Raw genomic sequence first — 18,352 nt, 5'->3', positions numbered from 1 at the left:
CCCGAGTTTGCCCAGTGACGCTGCCAGCGCAAAACCTGCTTGCCGAAGAAGCCAGCCCCTATTTGCAGCAGCACAGCGGCAATCCCGTCCACTGGCGGGCCTGGTCGCCGGCTTCGCTCGAGGAGGCGAAGGCGCTGGACAGGCCGATCCTGCTCTCGGTCGGCTATGCCGCCTGCCACTGGTGCCACGTCATGGCGCATGAAAGCTTCGAGGACGATGGTGTCGCCGCCGTCATGAACCGTCTGTTCGTCAATATCAAGGTCGACCGCGAGGAACGCCCCGACATCGACCAGATCTATATGGCGGCGCTGTCCTCGATGGGCGAGCAGGGTGGCTGGCCGCTGACCATGTTCCTGACGCCGGACGGCAAGCCGTTCTGGGGCGGCACCTACTTTCCGCGCGAGCCACGCTACGGCCGCCCCGGTTTCATCCAGGTGATGGAGGCGGTGGACAAGGCCTGGCGCGAGAAGCGGGCGAGCCTCAACCAGAGCGCCGACGGCCTGACCACACATGTCCAGGCACGGCTCGCCGGCTCGCACGCGAAAACAGGGCTCGATCGCGACACGCTGGCTGAGCTTGCCAAGGGCATAGACGGCATGATCGACCGCGATCTGGGCGGCTTGCGTGGCGCGCCGAAATTTCCCAATGCACCGTTCATGCAAACGCTGTGGCTGTCCTGGCTGCGCGACGGCAACGCCAGCCATCGCGACGACGTTCTCAACAGCCTCGAACAGATGGTCAGCGGCGGCATCTACGACCATGTCGGCGGCGGGCTCAGCCGTTACTCGACCGATGCCGAATGGCTGGTGCCGCATTTCGAAAAGATGCTCTACGACAATGCCCAGCTGATCCGCTTCTGCAACTGGGCCCATGTCGCAAGCGGCAACGAGTTGTTCCGGGTCCGAATCGAAGAGACGATCGGCTGGCTGCTGCGCGAGATGCGCGTCGACGGCGGCGCCTTTGCCGCCAGTCTCGATGCCGACAGCGACGGCGAGGAAGGGCTGTTCTACACCTGGAGCCAAGACGAGATCGAGGCCGCCCTCGGCGACGATTCCGCCTTGTTTTTCAAACACTTCACGCTCTCCAGCCCGCACGGCTGGGAAGGCAAGCCGGTCGTCCACCAAACCCTGTCCCAGCAATCGCACTATGTGATCGATCGCGAAGAGATCGGCCCGCTCAAGGCGAAACTCCTCACCGTGCGGGAACAGCGGGTCAGGCCCGGTCTTGACGCAAAGACCCTCACCGACTGGAACGGCCAGATGATCGCAGCGCTTGCAGAGGCCGGCCGGTCGCTGGCGCGGCCCGACTGGATCGACGCGGCGGCAAAGGCCTTTGCCCACATCAGCACCGCCGGCCGCGACGGCCGTCTGCCGCATTCGATGCTCGGCGCCAGAAAACTATTCCCTGCTTTGTCCAGCGACTATGCCGCCATGGCCAACGCAGCGATCTCGCTGTTCGAGGCCACTGGGAATTGGAGCTATGTCGACCAGGCCGGCCAGTTTATCGAGCAGCTCGACCATTGGCACGCCGATACCGAAAAGACAGGTTATTACCTGACCGCCTCGGACAGCACCGACGTGCCGATCCGCATCCGCGGCGATGTCGACGAGGCCATTCCCTCCGCCACCGGCCAGATCATCGAGGCACTGGTCCGGCTGGCCTCCGTCACCGGCAATGTCGACCTGCAGGAAAGGGCCTGGCAAGTTGCCGAGCACGCCGCCGGCCGCGCGGCGCACCAGGCCTATGGCCAGGCCGGCATCGTCAACGCCTGCGCGCTGGCGATCGAGCCACTCAAACTGGTCATCGTCGATGCGCTTGACGATCCAAAGCTCGTTCCGATTGCGAATCGAAGTCCGGACCCCCGCCGCGTCGACGTTGTCGTGCCGATCGGTACGGGTACGAATCGACCCTTGCTGCCTGGCGGAATCCTGCCGCCGACCAACGAGGCGGGTGCATGGTTGTGTACTGGGCAGGTGTGTTTGCCGGTCGTGACGGATGCTGAAGAGTTGGAACGATTGTTGCGAGGGCTATAAGGGCAACGCTGCTCGATCAGCCCAAAATTGCGGCGCTGGCGCCGCCCCTCATTGCCCTGCCGGGCATTTCTCCCGTATAGGGACGGGGAGAAAGACGCCGTCATGGACGGTTTCGCCAATTTTCAAACGAGCGCCGAGGGTGCAGCCATCTCCCTTCTCCCCGTCACTATACGGGGAGAAGGTGCCGGCAGGCGGATGAGGGGCAGCGCAAGCAGTTGCCCGTTGGCCCTCGCCAGTCCTCTTACGTGTTCATCGAATCGAAGAAATCCGCATTGGTCTTGGTCTGCTTGAGCTTGTCGATCAGGAACTCGATTGCGTCGGTGGTTCCCATCGGCGCCAGGATGCGGCGCAGCACGAAGATCTTCTGCAGATCCTGCTTGGAAACCAGCAGGTCTTCCTTGCGGGTGCCGGACTTCAAGATGTCCATGGCCGGATAGATGCGCTTGTCGGCCACCTTGCGGTCGAGCTGGATTTCGCAGTTGCCGGTGCCCTTGAACTCTTCGAAGATGACTTCGTCCATGCGGCTGCCGGTATCGATCAGCGCGGTGGCGATGATGGTCAGCGAACCGCCTTCCTCGATGTTGCGGGCGGCGCCGAAGAAGCGCTTCGGCCGCTGCAGCGCGTTGGCGTCGACACCGCCGGTCAGCACCTTGCCGGATGACGGCACGACGGTGTTGTAGGCGCGGCCGAGGCGGGTGATCGAATCGAGCAGGATGACGACGTCGCGGCCATGCTCGACCAGGCGCTTGGCCTTCTCGATGACCATTTCGGCGACCTGCACGTGGCGCACCGCCGGCTCGTCGAAGGTCGAGGAGATCACCTCGCCCTTCACCGAGCGCTGCATGTCGGTCACTTCTTCCGGCCGCTCGTCGATCAGCAGCACGATTAGATAGCATTCCGGATGGTTGGCGGTGATCGAGTGGGCGATGTTCTGCATCAGAACCGTCTTGCCGGTACGCGGCTGCGCGTTGATCAGAGCGCGCTGTCCCTTGCCGATCGGCGCGACCAGGTCGATCACACGCGGCGAGATGTCCTTGGTGGTCGCATTCTCGATCTCCATCTTCAGCCGCTTGGTCGGATAGAGCGGCGTCAGATTGTCGAAGTGGATCTTGTGGCGGATCTTTTCGGGATCGTCGAAATTGATGGTGTTGACCTTCAGCAGCGCGAAATAGCGCTCGCCCTCTTTCGGGCTGCGGATCGGCCCTTCGACCGTATCGCCGGTCTTCAGCGAAAAGCGCCGGATCTGCGACGGCGAAATATAGATGTCGTCGGGACCTGGCAGATAATTGGCATTGGCGGAGCGCAGGAAGCCGAAACCGTCCTGCAGCACCTCGACCACGCCATCACCGATGATCTCGATCTCCTGGGCGGCCAGCTTCTTCAGGATCGCAAACATCAGCTCCTGCTTGCGCATGACGCTGGCGTTTTCGACCTCGAGCGATTCGGCATAAGCGATCAGCTCTGGCGGTTTCTTGTTCTTGAACTCGGCGAGTTTCATTTCTTGCATAGACGGACCTTGAATAGATGGAGTCTGGGTAGGCTTTGGGAAAATATCGGCGGGATGCGACAAATGCCGGGCGCGGCCGAAAACAATGAGGGGCGGCGCATGACGGGAAGGAAGACCCGTCTTTTATCGTCGGTCGGGTGAAAGAGCAAGCTGCGTTTTGCGTGACCTATGAAGGCTTGAAACGCATCACTGCCCGTCGTTGTCTCCTGGCCGTTTTTGAGCAGCATGCATCAGAACGGCTTGACCACCACCAGGATGACGATTGCGATCATCAGCAATGTGGGGATCTCGTTGATCATCCGCCAGTGCCTGGCCGGTTTTTCATTGCGGTCCTCGGCGAATTTGCGCACCGCGCCGGCCAGATATCCGTGAACTGCGGACAGCAAAAGCACCGCACCGATCTTGGCATGCAGCCAGCCGCCCTGGAAACCAAAACCCTTCCAGGCGAGCCACAGGCCGAACACCCAGGTGACGATCATCGCCGGGTTGATGATGCCGCGCAGCAGGCGCCGCTCCATCACCTTGAAGGTCTCCGATTGCACCGAGCCCTTCTCGGCATCGGCATGATAGACCAGCAGCCGCGGCAGATAGAGCATGCCCGCCATCCATGAGATGACGGCGAGGATATGGATCGCCTTTGCCCAGAGATAGAAGCTGTCGGGTGCCGCGAAATACAAAAGCGCGGTGAGAACGACCAGCACCGCGATACCTGACATCATCCGCATCATCGCCTGACCGGTGCTGTTCGTGTTTTTCATCTCAGCCATCAGCGTGTCGCGCTCCGCACCTGATTCACCATCGCCTCGACATGGGCGATCGGCGTCTCCGGCGTGATGCCGTGACCGAGATTGAAGATCAGCGGTCCGTCTCCCAGCGCTCCCAGGATCGCCTCGACGCCGTCGGATAGCGCCTTGCCGCCAGCCACGAGGCGCAAGGGATCGAGATTGCCCTGAACCGCACCCGAGCGCTGCAATTCCTTCGCTGCGATCAGGGGTACCGTCCAGTCGATCCCCAGCGCCGTCACGCCGGTCTTCTGTCGATAGGTCCGGTAGCGCGAACCGGCACCCTTGGGAAAACCGATGATCGGAACATCGGGATGAACCGCCCGCACCCGGCCAACGATCTCGGCCATTGGCTGAACGCAGAACAGGTCGAAACTCTCATCGTCCAGCACGCCGGACCAGGAATCGAATATCTGCACCACATCCGCACCCGCTTCGATCTGGCGGATGAGATAGGCGGCCGAATGTTCGGCAAGCACCTTCAGCAATCGTTGAAAGGCCACCGGTTCGCGATAGGCGAAAAGCCGCGCCGGCGCCTGGTCGGGCGTGCCATGACCGGCGATCATGTAGGTCGCCACCGTCCACGGCGCGCCGCAGAAGCCTATCAGGGTTGTCTCTTCGGGCAGTTTGGCCCGCAACCGGCGAACCGTCTCGTAGACCGGTTCGAGATTCACGTGAAACACCTTGCTTTCCAGAGCCAAAATCTCCGGCGCGGTGATCGGCGTCAGCAGCGGCCCTCTGCCCTCTTCGAAGCGGACGTCACGGCCAAGCGCATGCGGAACCACAAGGATATCGGAAAACAGGATCGAGGCATCGAAACCAAAACGCTCGATCGGCTGCAAGGTCACTTCGACCGCAAGGTCGGGATCATAGCAGAGGTCCAGGAACGAGCCCGCGCGTTTGCGTGTCTCCCGATACTCCGGCAGATAGCGTCCGGCCTGACGCATCATCCAGAGCGGAGGCGGAAAATGAGCCTTGCCCTTCAGGACATCCAGCATGATCCGGTTCTGGGGCATCGGGCGCTCGCTTCTCCCAGCCTCTTCTATAATCAAAGATTCTTATATCTAAGATTCTTCTGATTCTAAGAGTCTGTTGGTTCTGGTGGTTGTCACCTGTCCCGCTTTGCCCCGGAAAACACCAGCCAACATATTGTCGCGTGCTTCTTTTTCCCAGATGTAGGGTTCTGGGGATAGCTCTGAATCGATCAATCGAGTCAAAGTGTTAGGCACAGTGGTGAAAGGCAGGTCCTGTGGACGGACCGTAGTCGAAAAAAGCCGTCCCCAAACTTGTCCCCAGTCGCCCGACGAAGCTGACAGCGCATCGAATTGTGGACAAACTGCCATCTGATACAGTCGCCTCCGACAGGCCAGTCTTTTCATCCCGCTTTATCCACAGAAGCCCACAGCCCCAGGTGACCCCCTGTGAACAAACCCCAGAGCTTCTTCCACCTGCACCTGATTTCGGACGCGACCGGCGAAACGCTGCTTGCCGCCGGTCGGGCAGCTTCGGCGCAATACAAGGACGCGCGCGCCATCGAGCATATCTATCCGCTGATCCGCACCGAAAAGCAGGTGGCGAAGGTGTTCGAGGACATCGAGGAGGAGCCGGGCATCATCCTCTATACGGTCGTCGACCAAAAGCTGGCGCGTGGCATCGACGAGCGCTGCGCGGCCATGGGCCTGCCCTGTGTATCGGTGCTGGAGCCGGTGCTGACCGTGTTCCAGTCCTATCTCGGCACCCCGGCCGGCCGCCGCGTCGGCGCCCAGCATGTCCTCGACGCCGAATATTTCCGCCGCATCGACGCGCTCAATTTCACCATGGACCATGATGACGGCCAGTTGCCGCTCAACATGGACGATGCCGATGTGGTGCTGATCGGCATTTCTCGCACGTCGAAGACGCCGACCAGCATCTATCTCGCCAACCGCGGCATCAAGACCGCCAACATCCCGATCGTGCTTGGCGTGCCGGTGCCGGAAAGCCTGGTTGCCGCCAGCAAGCCGCTCATCGTCGGGCTGATCGCCACCGCCGAGCGCATCTCGCATGTCCGGCAAAACCGCATCCTCGGCAACAGCGGCTCGTATGAGGCATCGGATTATGTCGACCGCGCCGCAATCGGCGAAGAGCTCGCCTATGCCCGCAAGATCTGCACGCGCCATGGCTGGCCGATGATCGACGTCAGCCGCCGCTCGATCGAGGAAACGGCGGCGGCCATCGTTGCCCTACGGGGGAAGAATAGATAGATGAGCGAGGAGTGCGTTTTCCGAGTCTTCCCTGGCGGAAATTCGGCGCCGCCCCTCACCTGCCTGCCGGCATCCTCTCCCCGTATGGAGACGGGGAGAGGGGCGCTGTCGCCGATGGTATCGCCAATCACCAGCGTAGCCGGAAAGAGCGCCCGAGCTGAAGCTGCCCTTTCTCCCCGTCTCTATACGGGGAGAAATGTCCGGCAGGACAATGAGGGGCGGCGCCAACGCTACAGATTAGAGCTCAAACTCCAACCGCGCCTGTGTCTGCGCCCGAGTGCAAAATGACCGAAAAACTCATCCTCGCTTCCGGCAGTCCGTTCCGCAAGGCGATGCTGGTCAATGCCGGCGTCGACGTCGAGGCGGTGCCGGCCGATGTCGACGAGCGCGCGCTCGAGGGGCCTTTGCAGGATAGCGGCGTCTCGCCCGAGGACGTCGCCCTGGTGCTGGCCGAGGCCAAGGCCACAGAAGTCAGCGAGCGCAGGCCGTGCGCCCTGGTGCTGGGCTGCGACCAGACGCTGTCGCTTGGCGACGAGGTGTTCCACAAGCCGGCTGACATGGAAGGTGCCCGCCGTCATCTGCTGGCGCTGTCGGGCGGGACCCATCAGCTCAACAGCGCCGCGGTGCTGGTCCGCGACGGCAAGGTTTTGTGGCGGCATGTCGGCGTCGCCTCGATGACCATGCGCAAGCTCGACCCGGCCTTCATCGGCCGCCACCTCGCCCGCGTCGGCGCCAAGGCGCTGGGGAGCGTCGGCGCTTATCAGATCGAAGGCGAAGGCATTCAATTGTTCGAGAAAATCGAGGGCGATCATTTCACGATTGTCGGCCTGCCGCTTCTGCCGCTGCTGGCCGAACTGCGTGACCTGGGGGCGATCGATGGCTGAGGCGTCGAAAAAAGCCTTCGTGTCGGGCCATCCGGTCAAGCATTCGCGCTCGCCGAAGATCCATGGCCACTGGCTGGCCAAACATGGCATCGACGGAAGCTACCAAGCCATCGATGTCGCGCCGCAGGATTTTGCCGAGTTCGTGAAAACGTTGCAGGCAAACAATTACCGCGGCGGCAACATCACCATCCCGCACAAGGAAGCGGCCTTCGCATTGGCCGAACGCCGCGACCAGGCGGCGCAGGAAATCGGCGCCGTCAACACGCTGTGGTTCGAGGACGGCGTCCTGTGGGCCGGCAACACCGACGGTCACGGCTTTGCCGCCAACCTCGACGATCATGCACCGGGCTGGGCAAGCAAGGGTCCGGCGGTGGTGCTCGGCGCCGGCGGCGCGTCGCGCGCCGTCATCCATGCGCTGAAGCAGCGCGGCGTTGCCGACATCCGCATCGTCAACCGCACTGTGGCCCGGGCTATAGAGTTGCGCGATCGTTTCGGCGCCGGCGTGTCGGCGCATGGCATGGCGGCGACCGATGAACTGCTCGGCGATGCCGGCCTGCTGGTCAACACCACCGCGCTCGGCATGCATGGCAATGAAGGCCTGTCGGCCGATCCCGCCCGGCTGCCCGACCATGCCATCGTCACCGACATCGTCTATGTGCCGCTGGAGACGCCGCTTCTCGTGGCCGCCCGCGCGCGAAATCTGAAGGCGGTCGACGGCCTCGGCATGCTGCTGCATCAGGCCGTGCCCGGCTTCGAGCGCTGGTTCGGCGTCAGGCCGCGGGTGACGGCCGAACTCCGGGCGATGATCGTCGCCGATCTGGTGCCGAAGCCATGATCGTGCTCGGCCTCACCGGTTCGATCGGTATGGGCAAGTCGACTACAGCCAGGATGTTCACTGATGCCGGCGTGCCGGTCCATGATTCCGACGAGACGGTGCATCGCCTCTATGCCGGCAAGGCAGCCCCGTTGGTCGAGGCCGCCTTTCCCGGCACCACATCTGCCGGGGTGGTCGACCGGGCAAAGCTTGGCGCGCGCGTGCTCGGTGACGCCGCCGCGCTGAAGCGGCTCGAGGCGATCATCCATCCGCTGGTGCGCGCCGACGCCGATGCCTTTCTGGCCAGGCATCGTGGATCAGGCGCGCCGATCGCCGTCCTCGATATCCCCCTGCTGTTCGAAACCGGCGGCCGCAACCGCGTCGACAAGGTCGTTGTCGTCACTGCGCCGGCCGAGACCCAGCGCGCCCGCGTGCTGGCGCGGCCTGGCATGACGGAGGAAAAGCTGGCGTCGATCCTGGCCAAGCAGGTGCCGGATGCGGAAAAGCGGCGTCAGGCCGATTTCATCGTCGACACCGGCCAGGGGCTGGACGCCGCGCGCGCGGCGGTCAATGCGATCATCAGGCAGCTGATAGGAGTCGGCAAACCAGGCCGCTGACACTGGCTGATGTCGGCGCCGCCCCTCATCTGCCTGCCGGCATCTTCTCCCCGTATAGTGACGGGGAGAAGGACGCTGTTGCAAAGGATTTCGCCAATCTCCAAGGTTTCGGAAAGGGAGCCGAGGTTGCGGCCAGCCCCTTCTCCCCGTCACTATACGGGGAGAAGTGCCCGGCAGGGCGATGAGGGGCAGCGCAAACCTGTGGCGATTGTCCTAGGCAACGCCGTTTCTCATTGCCATTTTGTTCCGTTGTATGAATCTGCTCCCTTGGAGCGGAGCGACTGATTCGATGCGTGAGATCATCTTCGACACGGAGACCACCGGCCTCGATTCGCGCGACGACCGCGTCATCGAGCTTGGCGGCGTCGAGCTGGTCAACCGCTTTCCGACCGGCAGGACCTTCCACCACTACATCAACCCGCAAGGCCGCGCGATCCACGCCGAGGCGCAGGCGGTGCACGGCATCAGCGCGGCGGACCTCGCGGGCAAGCCGACCTTTGCCGAGATTGTGCAGGAGTGGCTGGACTTCACCGACGGCGCCAAGCTGGTCGCCCACAACGCCACCTTCGATGTCGGCTTCCTCAACGTCGAATTCGGCCGGCTTGGTCACCCGGTCATAGACAATGGTCTCGTCGTCGACACGCTGGCGCTGGCGCGCCGCAAGCACCCGATGGGTCCGAATTCGCTCGATGCGCTCTGCCGGCGCTACGGCATCGACAACACCAAGCGCACCAAGCACGGCGCCCTGCTCGATTCCGAATTGCTGGCCGAGGTCTATATCGAGCTGATCGGCGGCAAGCAGGCGGCCCTCGTCCTCGACAGCGCCACCGCACCGGCGCAAGGCGAGAATGTCCGCCAGATCGAAATCATCATCAGCCAGCGCCCGGCACCCCTGCCGCCGCGTGTCACCGAAGCCGAACGCGCCGCGCACACCGGCATGGTCGGGACGCTTGGCGAAAAGGCGCTGTGGCTGAAGGTTGCGGTTGGCTGAGCAACTACTGACCGAAACCCTCGCGTCTTCGTCATCCTAGGGCGGAGCAGGAGCGAAGCGACGTTGCGGAGACCCTAGGATCCATGCCGTGAAGTGGTGCAGTGCTCCGGCGGTGCAAGAAACCGAAACGGCTACCACCCCGTCCCGCGAAACAGCTCGAACCATTCCGGATTGGTCTTTTCGATCAATTCGATCTTCCATTGGCGCGGCCAGCGTTTCAGCGACTTCTCGTGCTGGATGGCATCGGTGATATCGAAAAATTCTTCGTACCAGACCAGCCGCTGAACACCGTAGCGGCTGGTGAAGCGCGAGCCCTCACCGGATTTGTGCTCCGGCATGCGGCGACCGAGATCGTTGGTGACACCGATATAGATGGTGCCGGCCTTCTGGCTCGCAGTCATGTAGACGTAGCCGGTCATCGTTTTAGCGTAGCGAGCATAGGCGCGGGGGCAAGCGCCATTCTGATCCGTTGCATTCTAAGGCGCACGTCACGGCATGGATCCTAGGGTCTGCGCTGCGTCGCTTCGCTCCTTGCTTCGCCCTAGGATGACGAAGACGGGAGGGCTAGGCCATTCGAAGGGCGCCGGCGCCTCAGCTATCTCTCCAGCACCTCAAACAGAAAACCCGGCGCGAGGCCGGGTTCTCAGAAAACAACAGCGATGGCAGCCGAGCTCAGCTCACCTTGACCTTGGACGCCTCGTCCTCGGCCAGCTTCTGCTGGAACATCTGTGCGAAGTCGATGGGGTCGAGCATCAGCGGCGGGAAGCCGCCATTGCGGGTTGCCTCGGCGATGATCTGGCGGGCGAACGGGAACAAAAGGCGCGGGCATTCGATGAACAGGATCGGCAGCATGTGCTCCTGCGGAAAACCTGCGATGGCGAACACGCCGCCATAGACCAACTCGACATTGAACAGCACTTCCTGGTCGAAGGACGCCTTGGCGTTCAGCGTCAGATTGACGTCGAACTGCTTGTCGGAGAGCGGGTTGGCGTTGACGTTGACGTTGATGGCGATGCCCGGCGCCTTGTCGCGACCGCGCAGCGAATTGGGCGCGCCGGGGCTTTCGAAGGACAGGTCCTTCACATATTGCGCCAGAACGTTGAGCGACGGCTGCGCCGCATTGCCGTTTCCGTTGGCTGCGCCGACCGGCGCGTCATCTTTGCTGGCCATAAGCCTTGTCCTCTTGCCTGGGCAGCGTCGCTGACCGAATTGAAATCGGGCGTTCGCTACCATGGCAGGGATGACAAGACAAGGTTTGCCGCCTTGCGGTAGTGGGTAGCGTCACATTTGATTTTCAGTTTCAATCACATGGCGTCAAACTGCTATTCTGCGCGTCGAGGGTCCAGATGATCACACCCAAAAATTTGACGGCCAAGCTGCGGTCGGTACCGCAAGCCAAGTCTATTTTCGACAAGATGGCTGAGTTGCCCCTTTGGGATGCCGCATACCTTCTCCTGAGGTCCGAATTTTTGCTCAATATGATTGAGTTCGATGCCGGACTTCGCAACGCGCCTTTCGTCGAAGATACTGCCGTGCCGCCTAAGCCGCTTATCGGCCCGCGCCGTACCATATTGAGATTCAATCCGCATGAAATGATGGTCCTTCGACTGAAGGCCGCCCACCCCGCCGCAACCGACGCCTGCCTCCTGGAAGCCATCGAGGCAGCCCGCGAGTTGCAAAGCCAAAAAGCATGGAAACTGATGATGGACGCCGATTTCTCTAGGGCGCGCTCAGCGACTACGTTGCAAGAGGAATGGCCCGGTTTCGAACAGAAGACCTACGAGTTGGCCTATCATGATTTCCGAGTGGCGAACCGATGATAGGTAGGGGTCTGCCGTCTTGGACGGCGCCCTAGTCGTCCTTCAGCCGCCGCCACGGCGAGTTGTGATCCGGGCCGCGCTTGAAATCGTCCTCGCGTGAATAATCGCCATCGTCGAGGTCGATGACCCTGTCGCGCCGGCCACGAAAACCGCCGGTCGAGAAATCGGTGGCGACGACAATGCGGCCCTTGAACCGGCTCCAGGCAAAATCGCGCAATGGCGGCAGGAACAGCAGCAGGCCGATGATGTCTGATATGAAGCCGGGGATGATCAGGAGGATCGCCGCAACCACGATCATGGCGCCGTGCGCAAGGTGGCGGCTGGGGTTCTGGCCGGCGGCCATCTCGGTGCGGATGCGGGCCATCACACCAAAGCCCTGGTATCGGAGCAAAAGCACGCCGGCGATGCTCGAGGCCAGCACGAGGCCGACCGTCGCCAGCGCGCCGACCTCGCGGCCGACGATGACGAAACCGGCGATTTCCAGCAGCGGAAGCGCGAGGAGAAAGAAGGGAAGCAGCGAAATGCGCAAGTCTTGCCAACCTTTTTCGATTGTTAGGATCGTTTCGATTGTTTTGGCCGCCAGCGAGCAATCGCCGCTGGCACTGAGGCTGTTAGATAGGTATGCCTGCCTTTGATTTGAATGATTGCGCCTTGCGTTCTATATGCTTTGAATGTTGAACGCTATGCGACCGTGGCCATTGGGCCTGACGGTCCGGCCACAGGGCAGGGATTGATTGGCGGAAGATATGGGATTCTTCGACTTCGGCACGATTTTCTTCCTGATTGCGGCGGTGGTCATCTTTTTCCAGCTGCGCAATGTGCTGGGCCGCCGCACCGGCAGCGAACGGCCGCCCTTCGATCCCTATTCGGCGGCTCGCACCGGCGACAAGGATGCCGCCCAGAAATCCGAAAACGTCGTCTCGCTGCCGCGCAAGCGCCCGCCAGGCGAGCCGGCTCCCGACACCTATGCCGCGATCGACGCTTTCGCCAAGCCCGATACCGACCTCAACAAGGGCCTGCGCACGATCAAGGACAATGATCCGTCCTTCGAGCCGAAGGGTTTCGTCGACGGCGCCAAGATGGCTTACGAGATGATCGTCATGGCCTATGCCGACGGCGACCGCAAAACGCTGAAGAACCTGTTGTCGCGCGAGGTCTATGACGGTTTTGTCGCAGCCATCGGCGAGCGCGAGGCCAAGGCGGAAAAGATCCAGTCCTCCTTCGTCGGCATCGACAAGGCCGACATCGTCTCGGCCGAGATGAAGGGCGGCGAGGCGCATGTCACGCTGCGCATCATCAGCGAGTTGATTTCGGCGACCCGCGACAAGGCAGGCGCGGTCATCGACGGCGACCCGGAAACCGTCGCCGAGGTCAAGGATGTCTGGACCTTCGCCCGCGACACGCGCTCGCGCGATCCGAATTGGAAGCTCGTCGCCACCGAGGAAGAAGACTAGTTCGGAAACACGCGGCGAGGCTCCGGTGTCGCTATCGCCTCTTTTTGTCGAGAAAGCCTTTGGCGACCTGCCCGGCTGGGACGATGACGACCATCTGGCGGCCTTCGCCGCCTTTCGCCGCTCGGCCTTCCATGTGCTGACCAAACCCTATCGCAGCGGTGCGCTCGGCGTCGGCTTCCAAGCTTTTGCCGATGCCTACGCGGAGGCGCGGACCGTTTCGCCGGCGAATCGGTCGCCGGTTTTGGCCCGCGAGGAAGCCCGCGCCTTCTTCGAGCGCCATTTTTTCCCGGCGCTTATCCCTGCCGAAAATGCCGGCGCCGGGCTCGTCACCGGTTTCTATGAACCGCAAGTCGAGGCGTCACCGGTGCGCACGGACCGATTTTCGGTGCCGTTGCTGTCGCGCCCGGCCGATCTCGTCGATATCGACGACGGAAACCGGCCGCCCGGCCAGGATCCCTACCTCGCTTTCGCGCGCCAGACGCCGAACGGGCCGGTCGAGTATCCCGACCGCGGCGAGATCGAGCGCGGCGCGCTCGACGGCAAGGGCCTGGAAATCGCCTGGCTGGCCGACAAGGTCGATGCCTTCTTCATTCACGTGCAAGGTGCCGCACGCCTCGCCATGACCGACGGCCGGCTTGTCCGCGTCACCTATGCCGCCAAATCCGGCCAGCGCTTCACCGGGCCCGGCAAGATCCTGAGCGAGATTGGCGAGATCCCGCTGGCGGAGGTGACGATGCAGTCGATCCGCGCCTGGTTCAAGGCGCATCCGGACCGCGTCGACGAGATCCTGTGGCAGAACCGCTCCTACATCTTCTTCCGCCCGGCCGATGTCGAGGACGCCGCCCTTGGCCCGATCGCCGCCGCCAAGGTGCCGCTGACGCCGGGCCGCTCGATCGCCGTCGACCGCCTGCTGCATACATTCGGCACGCCGTTTTACATCGACGCGCCGACGCTGACTGCTTTCGACGCAAAACCGTTCCGCCGCCTGATGATCGCGCAGGACACCGGCTCGGCCATCACCGGACCGGCGCGGGGCGACCTGTTCGCCGGTTCGGGCGATGCCGCGGGCGAGATCGCCGGCGTGGTCCGCAATGCCGCGGATTTTTATGCGCTGGTGCCGCGCGCGCTCGTTGCGGGTGCGGTCCGATGACCCGGCGCCCGGACAAGCTCAGCGAGGATGACCGGGTTCTTTGGAACCTGGTGGCGCGCACGGCCAAGCCGCTGAAGGGCAAATTCGCCGTCGACATCCCCGACATTGCCGCCGAGGCCAGGCCAAATCAGCCGCAGCCGGCGCTGGCCTCTGCCAACGCCGCAGGAGCCGCAAAGCCGAAGGCTCAGCATGTCACGCACCGCCTCGACGAGCCGACGCTGGACAAATTGTCGAAAGGCCGGCTGCCGATCGAGGGCCGTGTCGACCTGCACGGCATGACCCAGGACGAGGCTTATTCGCTGCTGTTTTCGTTCCTGCACCGGGCGCATGCCGGCGGCGTCCGCTATGTCCTGGTCATCACCGGCAAGGGCTCGTCCTCCGGCGGCGATGGCGTGTTGCGTCGCGCGGTACCGGCCTGGCTGTCGACGCCCGCCTTCCGGCCGCTCGTCTCCAGCCACGACCATGCCGCCCGCAACCATGGCGGTTCGGGTGCGCTCTATATCCGCCTGCGGCGGGCGCGCCTGTGAGGAGTTCTATCATGAGGGCGGGGACATGACCCCGTTCGGAGAGAAGCTGCGCACGCTACGAGGCGAACGCGGTGTCCGCCAGAAGGACATGGCGGCGGCGATCGGCGTCAGCGCCGCCTACCTGTCGGCGCTCGAACATGGCAGGCGCGGTGCCCCGACCTGGACGCTGATCCAGAAGATCATCGGCTATTTCAACATCATCTGGGACGATGCCGAGGAACTGGCGCGGCTGGCCGAGGCCTCGCACCCGCGTGTAAAACTCGACACGTCGGGTCTTTCCCCCGCCGCCACCGAGCTTGCCAATCTGCTGGCGGAAAACATCGAGAAACTCGACGAGGCGGAGCTTCGCCGCATCACCGCATCGATCCGCGCGGCGTTAAACCAGCGGCCGTAGTCTGACGGCCCGCGCCGGTGCAAAATTCGCCTGCTCACGAGGAAACTGCCCGCCGGCGGACCGCCAGCGGGCACAGTGGTGAGATCACTTCTTGCCGGCCGTGCCGCCATTACCGCCCCGGCCGTGATCGCCGTGGCCGTTGTTTCCACCACCCAGGCAGTCCGACGCCCCGGCATCACCGCAACAGCGGCCGGCCCAGAGGTCGTTGAGGTTGGTTTTGGAACAGCTGGTGGTCTGATCGGCCATGGCGGATCCGGCCATGCTCGACACCGCGAGAGCGGCAAGAAGGGTGTTTCGCAGAAAAGCAGTCATCTGAAGTCTCCATGGTTGGTTTCGGTTCACGGCTGTGTGTCGCAGGCCGGAGCGAAATGGTTCACGGAGAAATGCGAGATTATTAGAGGATGCGCGCGGCGCCGGGCCACGAGCGAGACGCTGGCGGGACAGCGCCCCCCTCTGCCCTGCCGGGCATCTCCCCCTCGTGGGCAGGGCTATCGGATATGGAACTCCTGAGATGTCTGCTTGGCACGGACCCCCACCCCTAACCCCTCCCCACAAGGGGGAGGGAGACTCCGGTCGGCGCTGACAACGGCAAACTGCCAATGTTTCAGACGCCAAAAGGATTGGATTGGAGTGCGCGGCAGCGTTCCCTCCCCCTTGTGGGGAGGGTTAGGGTGGGGTCCTTCTTCGCAAGAACCCATATGCGATAGCCCTGCCCGCAAGGGGGGAGATGGCGGCTTCGCGCCGGATCGCCTCTTCAACATTATTCAACGCAGGAAATTGGCGAAAGCGAAGGTAACATCCGATCTTCCCCCTTGAGGGGGAGATGTCCGGCAGGACAGAGGGGGGGCCAAGGATCGCCGATGCCGCCCTGTTCGCGCAGAAGCTACTGAACCGCGCCGACCAGAACCTGCTGGCCACCGCGGATCGAGACCCAGCGGCCGGTGTTGTCGATCGCCTGCCGCTTGAGGAAGCGGTAACCGGTCGCGTCCCATGGTTTGACCTTGTCGGTCAGATTGTCGAGCACATAGTCGCCCTCGTCGGTGCGCACCGTCAGCACGGCGTGGCCCTCGCCGTCGGGCTTGCGCACGACGGTGATCAGCAGATCGGCAAGCGATATGCTCATGCGTGAAAGCTGGCGCCGCTTTTCCAGCACATAGTCCTCGCAATCGCCGACGCCCTTGTCGGGATAGGCCCAGACCTCGTCCTTGCCGTAGATGTCCATGTCGCTCATCGGCTTGACGGCGGCGTTGACCCTGGCGGTGACATTGAGGAGCTTGCGCATCAGCCCGTCGCTCATCGGAGCCGGCGCCAGATTGGTCGGGCGGATCGAGCACTCGCCCGGATGCAGCTTGCAGAAATCATAGTGGCCGATCGGCTGCGAGGTGAGCCCCCCGGTCGCCATCGCTCCACCCGCCAAAGCCGGTGCCACCCAGCCTGCCGTCACTGCCAGCCCGGCCGCCACATACACGCGCAGCCGTTGCGCCATCGATGAGGAAATCATTGTCCCCGCTCACCCTTTGTTATTAACGAAAGGTTAAGGGGGATTTACAGTCCGTGTCAATTACGACGACGATCGGATTGTCGGCATGGTTACCCGAGGGGCTGGACAGCGGCACTTGTGCAACAGAATCGGCCAGCCAGCCGGCTTTTACCGGTCAATCTCACGGTTTGTCGCCGTTAAGCTTGGTTCTATGCAGGTCATCGTCCAAAATCCGCAATTTGGGCGACTTGCATTATCTCTTGGCGGCGCGGACCAGCTTCGGTTTCACCGCGACACGCTCCTGGCGGCCATAGCTGGTGATGAAGTCGACGATGCGCGGCACGATTTCGGAACGGAAGCGCGAACCGTTGAACACGCCGTAATGGCCAACCGCCGGCTGCATGTAGTGGGCATGCCGCTCAGCCGGGATATTGGGGCACAGATCATGCGCCGCCTTGGTCTGGCCAAGGCCCGATATGTCGTCGTTCTCGCCTTCGACCGTGAACAGCGCGACGTTGCGGATCGCCGACGGATCGATCCTGGTGCCGCGATGCGTCATCTCGCCCTTGGGCAAGGCCTGGCGCACGAAGACGGTATCGACGGTCTGCAGATAAAACTCCGCCGTCAGGTCCATGACAGCAAGGTACTCGTCGTAGAAATCGCGGTGCTTCTCGGCATTGTCGCCATCATGCTTCACCAGATGCATGAAGAAGTCCTTGTGGGCGATGATGTGGCGGTCGAGATTCATGCTCATGAAGCCGGACAGCTGCAGGAAACCGGGATAGACCTCGCGGCCGAAGCCCCGCACCGGCCAGGGCGCATGCATCACGACATTGTCGCGGAACCAGTCGATGCCCTTTTCCTGCGCCAGCAGATTTACCGCAGTCGGATTGCTGCGGGTGTCGATCGGGCCGCCCATCAAGGTCATGGTCGAGGGCACGAAGGGGTCGCCCTTCGTTTCCATCAGCGCCACGGCGGCCAGCACCGGCACCGAAGGCTGGCACACCGCCATCACATGCGTGTCCGGCCCCAGCGTGTGCAGCATGTCGATGACGTAATCAATGTAGTCGTCGAGATCGAATTGGCCGTCGGCAAGCGGCACCATGCGGGCATCGACCCAGTCGGTGATGTGCACGTCGGCATAGGGCAGCATCGCTTCCACCGTGCCGCGCAGCAGCGTCGCATAATGGCCCGACATCGGCGCCACGATCAGAAGCTTCGGATCGGGCTTGCGCCCGGCGGGCACGGCACGCTCGAAGCGGACGAGATTGCAGAACGGCTTCGACCAGACGGTCTTCTCGGCGACCTCGACGCTCTTCCAGTCGACCACGGTCTTGCTCAGGCCGAAGGCCGGCTTGCCGTAGCGGCGCGTGGTGCGCTCGAACAGTTCGGCCGTCGCCGCGATCGAACGGCCCCATTGCGTGTGGGAAAACGGATTGAGCGGATTGGAATAGAACATCCGCACCGCGTCGGCATAGAGGCGCGCGGGCTGCAAGGCGGCGTGGTTCATTTCATAGAGCTGGTAGAACATCGAGAACCCCGCTGCTGCCTGCGACCGAAGGGACGACGAGCAGCGCCGAGCCCTAGATGTCTCGCGGGGAAGTTAACAACTAATTGCTGCGATGCAATACGTCACGCTGCGTGACCAATGCATCT

20 protein-coding genes are annotated in these 18,352 nt (G+C 62.8%); 11 read left to right on the top strand and 9 right to left on the bottom strand.

What is annotated here, in order from left to right:
- Positions 1-14: 14 nt before the first annotated feature.
- On the top strand, positions 15-2,033 hold the full coding sequence (locus tag AC0L2U_RS15815; RefSeq protein ID WP_473602163.1) for a thioredoxin domain-containing protein: 2,019 nt from the start codon (positions 15-17) through the stop codon (positions 2,031-2,033).
- 241 nt (positions 2,034-2,274) lie between these two features.
- Here AC0L2U_RS15815 and rho read toward each other — a convergent pair whose 3' ends face one another.
- From rho to hemE, 3 genes are all read right to left on the bottom strand, one after another.
- Positions 2,275-3,540, bottom strand: coding sequence for a transcription termination factor Rho (gene rho / locus AC0L2U_RS15810; protein WP_127268017.1), 1,266 nt, complete (start codon positions 3,538-3,540; stop codon positions 2,275-2,277).
- A gap of 230 nt (positions 3,541-3,770) precedes the next feature.
- Positions 3,771-4,307, bottom strand: coding sequence for a protoporphyrinogen oxidase HemJ (hemJ, locus tag AC0L2U_RS15805; RefSeq protein ID WP_473602162.1), 537 nt, complete (start codon positions 4,305-4,307; stop codon positions 3,771-3,773).
- Entirely contained in the window at positions 4,307-5,338 is a 1,032-nt protein-coding gene (gene hemE / locus AC0L2U_RS15800) for a uroporphyrinogen decarboxylase (protein ID WP_473602161.1), read from the bottom strand. The genes hemJ and hemE overlap by 1 nt, the downstream gene beginning before the upstream one ends.
- 405 nt (positions 5,339-5,743) lie before the next feature.
- Here hemE and AC0L2U_RS15795 point away from each other — a divergent pair, with 405 nt between their 5' ends.
- The 5 genes from AC0L2U_RS15795 (at position 5,744) to dnaQ (ending at position 9,871) form a co-directional block, all read left to right on the top strand.
- The gene (locus AC0L2U_RS15795; protein ID WP_127320737.1) at positions 5,744-6,565 is read left to right on the top strand and encodes a pyruvate, water dikinase regulatory protein; all 822 of its coding nucleotides are present in this window, start codon (positions 5,744-5,746) and stop codon (positions 6,563-6,565) included.
- Positions 6,566-6,849: 284 nt separating this feature from the next.
- A complete protein-coding gene (locus tag AC0L2U_RS15790; protein ID WP_473602160.1) occupies positions 6,850-7,449 on the top strand; it encodes a Maf-like protein in 600 nt (199 codons plus the stop codon).
- Positions 7,442-8,284, top strand: a complete 843-nt coding sequence (locus AC0L2U_RS15785) for a shikimate dehydrogenase (protein ID WP_473602159.1) — start codon at positions 7,442-7,444, stop codon at positions 8,282-8,284. The genes AC0L2U_RS15790 and AC0L2U_RS15785 overlap by 8 nt, the downstream gene beginning before the upstream one ends.
- Entirely contained in the window at positions 8,281-8,880 is a 600-nt protein-coding gene (gene coaE, locus AC0L2U_RS15780; RefSeq protein ID WP_473602158.1) for a dephospho-CoA kinase, read from the top strand. The genes AC0L2U_RS15785 and coaE overlap by 4 nt, the downstream gene beginning before the upstream one ends.
- A gap of 289 nt (positions 8,881-9,169) precedes the next feature.
- Complete coding sequence (gene dnaQ, locus AC0L2U_RS15775; RefSeq protein WP_473602157.1) at positions 9,170-9,871, top strand: DNA polymerase III subunit epsilon; 702 nt, start codon at positions 9,170-9,172, stop codon at positions 9,869-9,871.
- Positions 9,872-10,002: 131 nt separating this feature from the next.
- On the opposite strand, the gene AC0L2U_RS15770 is transcribed toward dnaQ, so the two are convergent.
- Positions 10,003-10,290, bottom strand: coding sequence for a GIY-YIG nuclease family protein (locus AC0L2U_RS15770; RefSeq protein ID WP_292337956.1), 288 nt, complete (start codon positions 10,288-10,290; stop codon positions 10,003-10,005).
- 253 nt (positions 10,291-10,543) lie between these two features.
- Complete coding sequence (gene secB, locus AC0L2U_RS15765) at positions 10,544-11,041, bottom strand: protein-export chaperone SecB (protein WP_023813420.1); 498 nt, start codon at positions 11,039-11,041, stop codon at positions 10,544-10,546.
- Between the two features lie 176 nt (positions 11,042-11,217).
- On the opposite strand from secB, the gene AC0L2U_RS15760 reads away from it, so the two are divergent.
- Positions 11,218-11,691 (top strand): hypothetical protein, encoded by a 474-nt coding sequence (locus AC0L2U_RS15760; RefSeq protein ID WP_127331952.1) that lies wholly within the window; start codon positions 11,218-11,220, stop codon positions 11,689-11,691.
- 31 nt (positions 11,692-11,722) lie between these two features.
- On the opposite strand, the gene AC0L2U_RS15755 is transcribed toward AC0L2U_RS15760, so the two are convergent.
- Positions 11,723-12,220 (bottom strand): FxsA family protein, encoded by a 498-nt coding sequence (locus tag AC0L2U_RS15755; protein ID WP_128308818.1) that lies wholly within the window; start codon positions 12,218-12,220, stop codon positions 11,723-11,725.
- Positions 12,221-12,437: 217 nt separating this feature from the next.
- Here AC0L2U_RS15755 and AC0L2U_RS15750 point away from each other — a divergent pair, with 217 nt between their 5' ends.
- From AC0L2U_RS15750 to AC0L2U_RS15735, 4 genes are read left to right on the top strand one after another with little or no spacing between them, the layout of a single operon-like run.
- Positions 12,438-13,145 (top strand): Tim44/TimA family putative adaptor protein, encoded by a 708-nt coding sequence (locus AC0L2U_RS15750; RefSeq protein WP_023813422.1) that lies wholly within the window; start codon positions 12,438-12,440, stop codon positions 13,143-13,145.
- A 25-nt stretch (positions 13,146-13,170) separates the two neighbouring features.
- On the top strand, positions 13,171-14,295 hold the full coding sequence (gene mltA / locus AC0L2U_RS15745) for a murein transglycosylase A (protein ID WP_473602156.1): 1,125 nt from the start codon (positions 13,171-13,173) through the stop codon (positions 14,293-14,295).
- On the top strand, positions 14,292-14,822 hold the full coding sequence (locus tag AC0L2U_RS15740; protein ID WP_292337959.1) for a Smr/MutS family protein: 531 nt from the start codon (positions 14,292-14,294) through the stop codon (positions 14,820-14,822). The genes mltA and AC0L2U_RS15740 overlap by 4 nt, the downstream gene beginning before the upstream one ends.
- Positions 14,823-14,847: 25 nt before the next feature.
- Positions 14,848-15,216, top strand: a complete 369-nt coding sequence (locus tag AC0L2U_RS15735) for a helix-turn-helix domain-containing protein (protein ID WP_027040326.1) — start codon at positions 14,848-14,850, stop codon at positions 15,214-15,216.
- 84 nt (positions 15,217-15,300) lie between these two features.
- Here AC0L2U_RS15735 and AC0L2U_RS15730 read toward each other — a convergent pair whose 3' ends face one another.
- From AC0L2U_RS15730 to AC0L2U_RS15720, 3 genes are all read right to left on the bottom strand, one after another.
- Positions 15,301-15,528, bottom strand: a complete 228-nt coding sequence (locus AC0L2U_RS15730; protein WP_127414144.1) for a hypothetical protein — start codon at positions 15,526-15,528, stop codon at positions 15,301-15,303.
- 571 nt (positions 15,529-16,099) lie between these two features.
- Entirely contained in the window at positions 16,100-16,717 is a 618-nt protein-coding gene (locus AC0L2U_RS15725; RefSeq protein ID WP_027040328.1) for a transglutaminase-like cysteine peptidase, read from the bottom strand.
- Positions 16,718-16,949: 232 nt separating this feature from the next.
- Positions 16,950-18,227, bottom strand: a complete 1,278-nt coding sequence (locus tag AC0L2U_RS15720) for a polyhydroxyalkanoate depolymerase (RefSeq protein WP_128364337.1) — start codon at positions 18,225-18,227, stop codon at positions 16,950-16,952.
- Positions 18,228-18,352: the final 125 nt, after the last annotated feature.

It is taken from the genome of Mesorhizobium sp. WSM4808, from assembly GCF_055811675.1.
Note: the sequence above shows the minus strand (reverse complement) of the source record. Positions and strands in the feature narration are given on the sequence as shown.

Excerpts from the sequence above, each read along its gene's own strand:
- AC0L2U_RS15720 (WP_128364337.1), bottom strand. The coding sequence starts at position 18,227 with ATGTTCTACCAGCTCTATGAAATGAACCACGCCGCCTTGCAGCCCGCG.
- AC0L2U_RS15725 (WP_027040328.1), bottom strand. The coding sequence starts at position 16,717 with ATGATTTCCTCATCGATGGCGCAACGGCTGCGCGTGTATGTGGCGGCC.
- AC0L2U_RS15760 (WP_127331952.1), top strand. The coding sequence starts at position 11,218 with ATGATCACACCCAAAAATTTGACGGCCAAGCTGCGGTCGGTACCGCAA.
- AC0L2U_RS15730 (WP_127414144.1), bottom strand. The coding sequence starts at position 15,528 with ATGACTGCTTTTCTGCGAAACACCCTTCTTGCCGCTCTCGCGGTGTCG.
- AC0L2U_RS15790 (WP_473602160.1), top strand. The coding sequence starts at position 6,850 with ATGACCGAAAAACTCATCCTCGCTTCCGGCAGTCCGTTCCGCAAGGCG.
- secB (WP_023813420.1), bottom strand. The coding sequence starts at position 11,041 with ATGGCCAGCAAAGATGACGCGCCGGTCGGCGCAGCCAACGGAAACGGC.
- AC0L2U_RS15785 (WP_473602159.1), top strand. The coding sequence starts at position 7,442 with ATGGCTGAGGCGTCGAAAAAAGCCTTCGTGTCGGGCCATCCGGTCAAG.
- rho (WP_127268017.1), bottom strand. The coding sequence starts at position 3,540 with ATGCAAGAAATGAAACTCGCCGAGTTCAAGAACAAGAAACCGCCAGAG.
- coaE (WP_473602158.1), top strand. The coding sequence starts at position 8,281 with ATGATCGTGCTCGGCCTCACCGGTTCGATCGGTATGGGCAAGTCGACT.
- AC0L2U_RS15750 (WP_023813422.1), top strand. The coding sequence starts at position 12,438 with ATGGGATTCTTCGACTTCGGCACGATTTTCTTCCTGATTGCGGCGGTG.
- AC0L2U_RS15740 (WP_292337959.1), top strand. The coding sequence starts at position 14,292 with ATGACCCGGCGCCCGGACAAGCTCAGCGAGGATGACCGGGTTCTTTGG.
- AC0L2U_RS15735 (WP_027040326.1), top strand. The coding sequence starts at position 14,848 with ATGACCCCGTTCGGAGAGAAGCTGCGCACGCTACGAGGCGAACGCGGT.
- hemE (WP_473602161.1), bottom strand. The coding sequence starts at position 5,338 with ATGCCCCAGAACCGGATCATGCTGGATGTCCTGAAGGGCAAGGCTCAT.
- AC0L2U_RS15770 (WP_292337956.1), bottom strand. The coding sequence starts at position 10,290 with ATGACCGGCTACGTCTACATGACTGCGAGCCAGAAGGCCGGCACCATC.
- dnaQ (WP_473602157.1), top strand. The coding sequence starts at position 9,170 with ATGCGTGAGATCATCTTCGACACGGAGACCACCGGCCTCGATTCGCGC.
- hemJ (WP_473602162.1), bottom strand. The coding sequence starts at position 4,307 with ATGGCTGAGATGAAAAACACGAACAGCACCGGTCAGGCGATGATGCGG.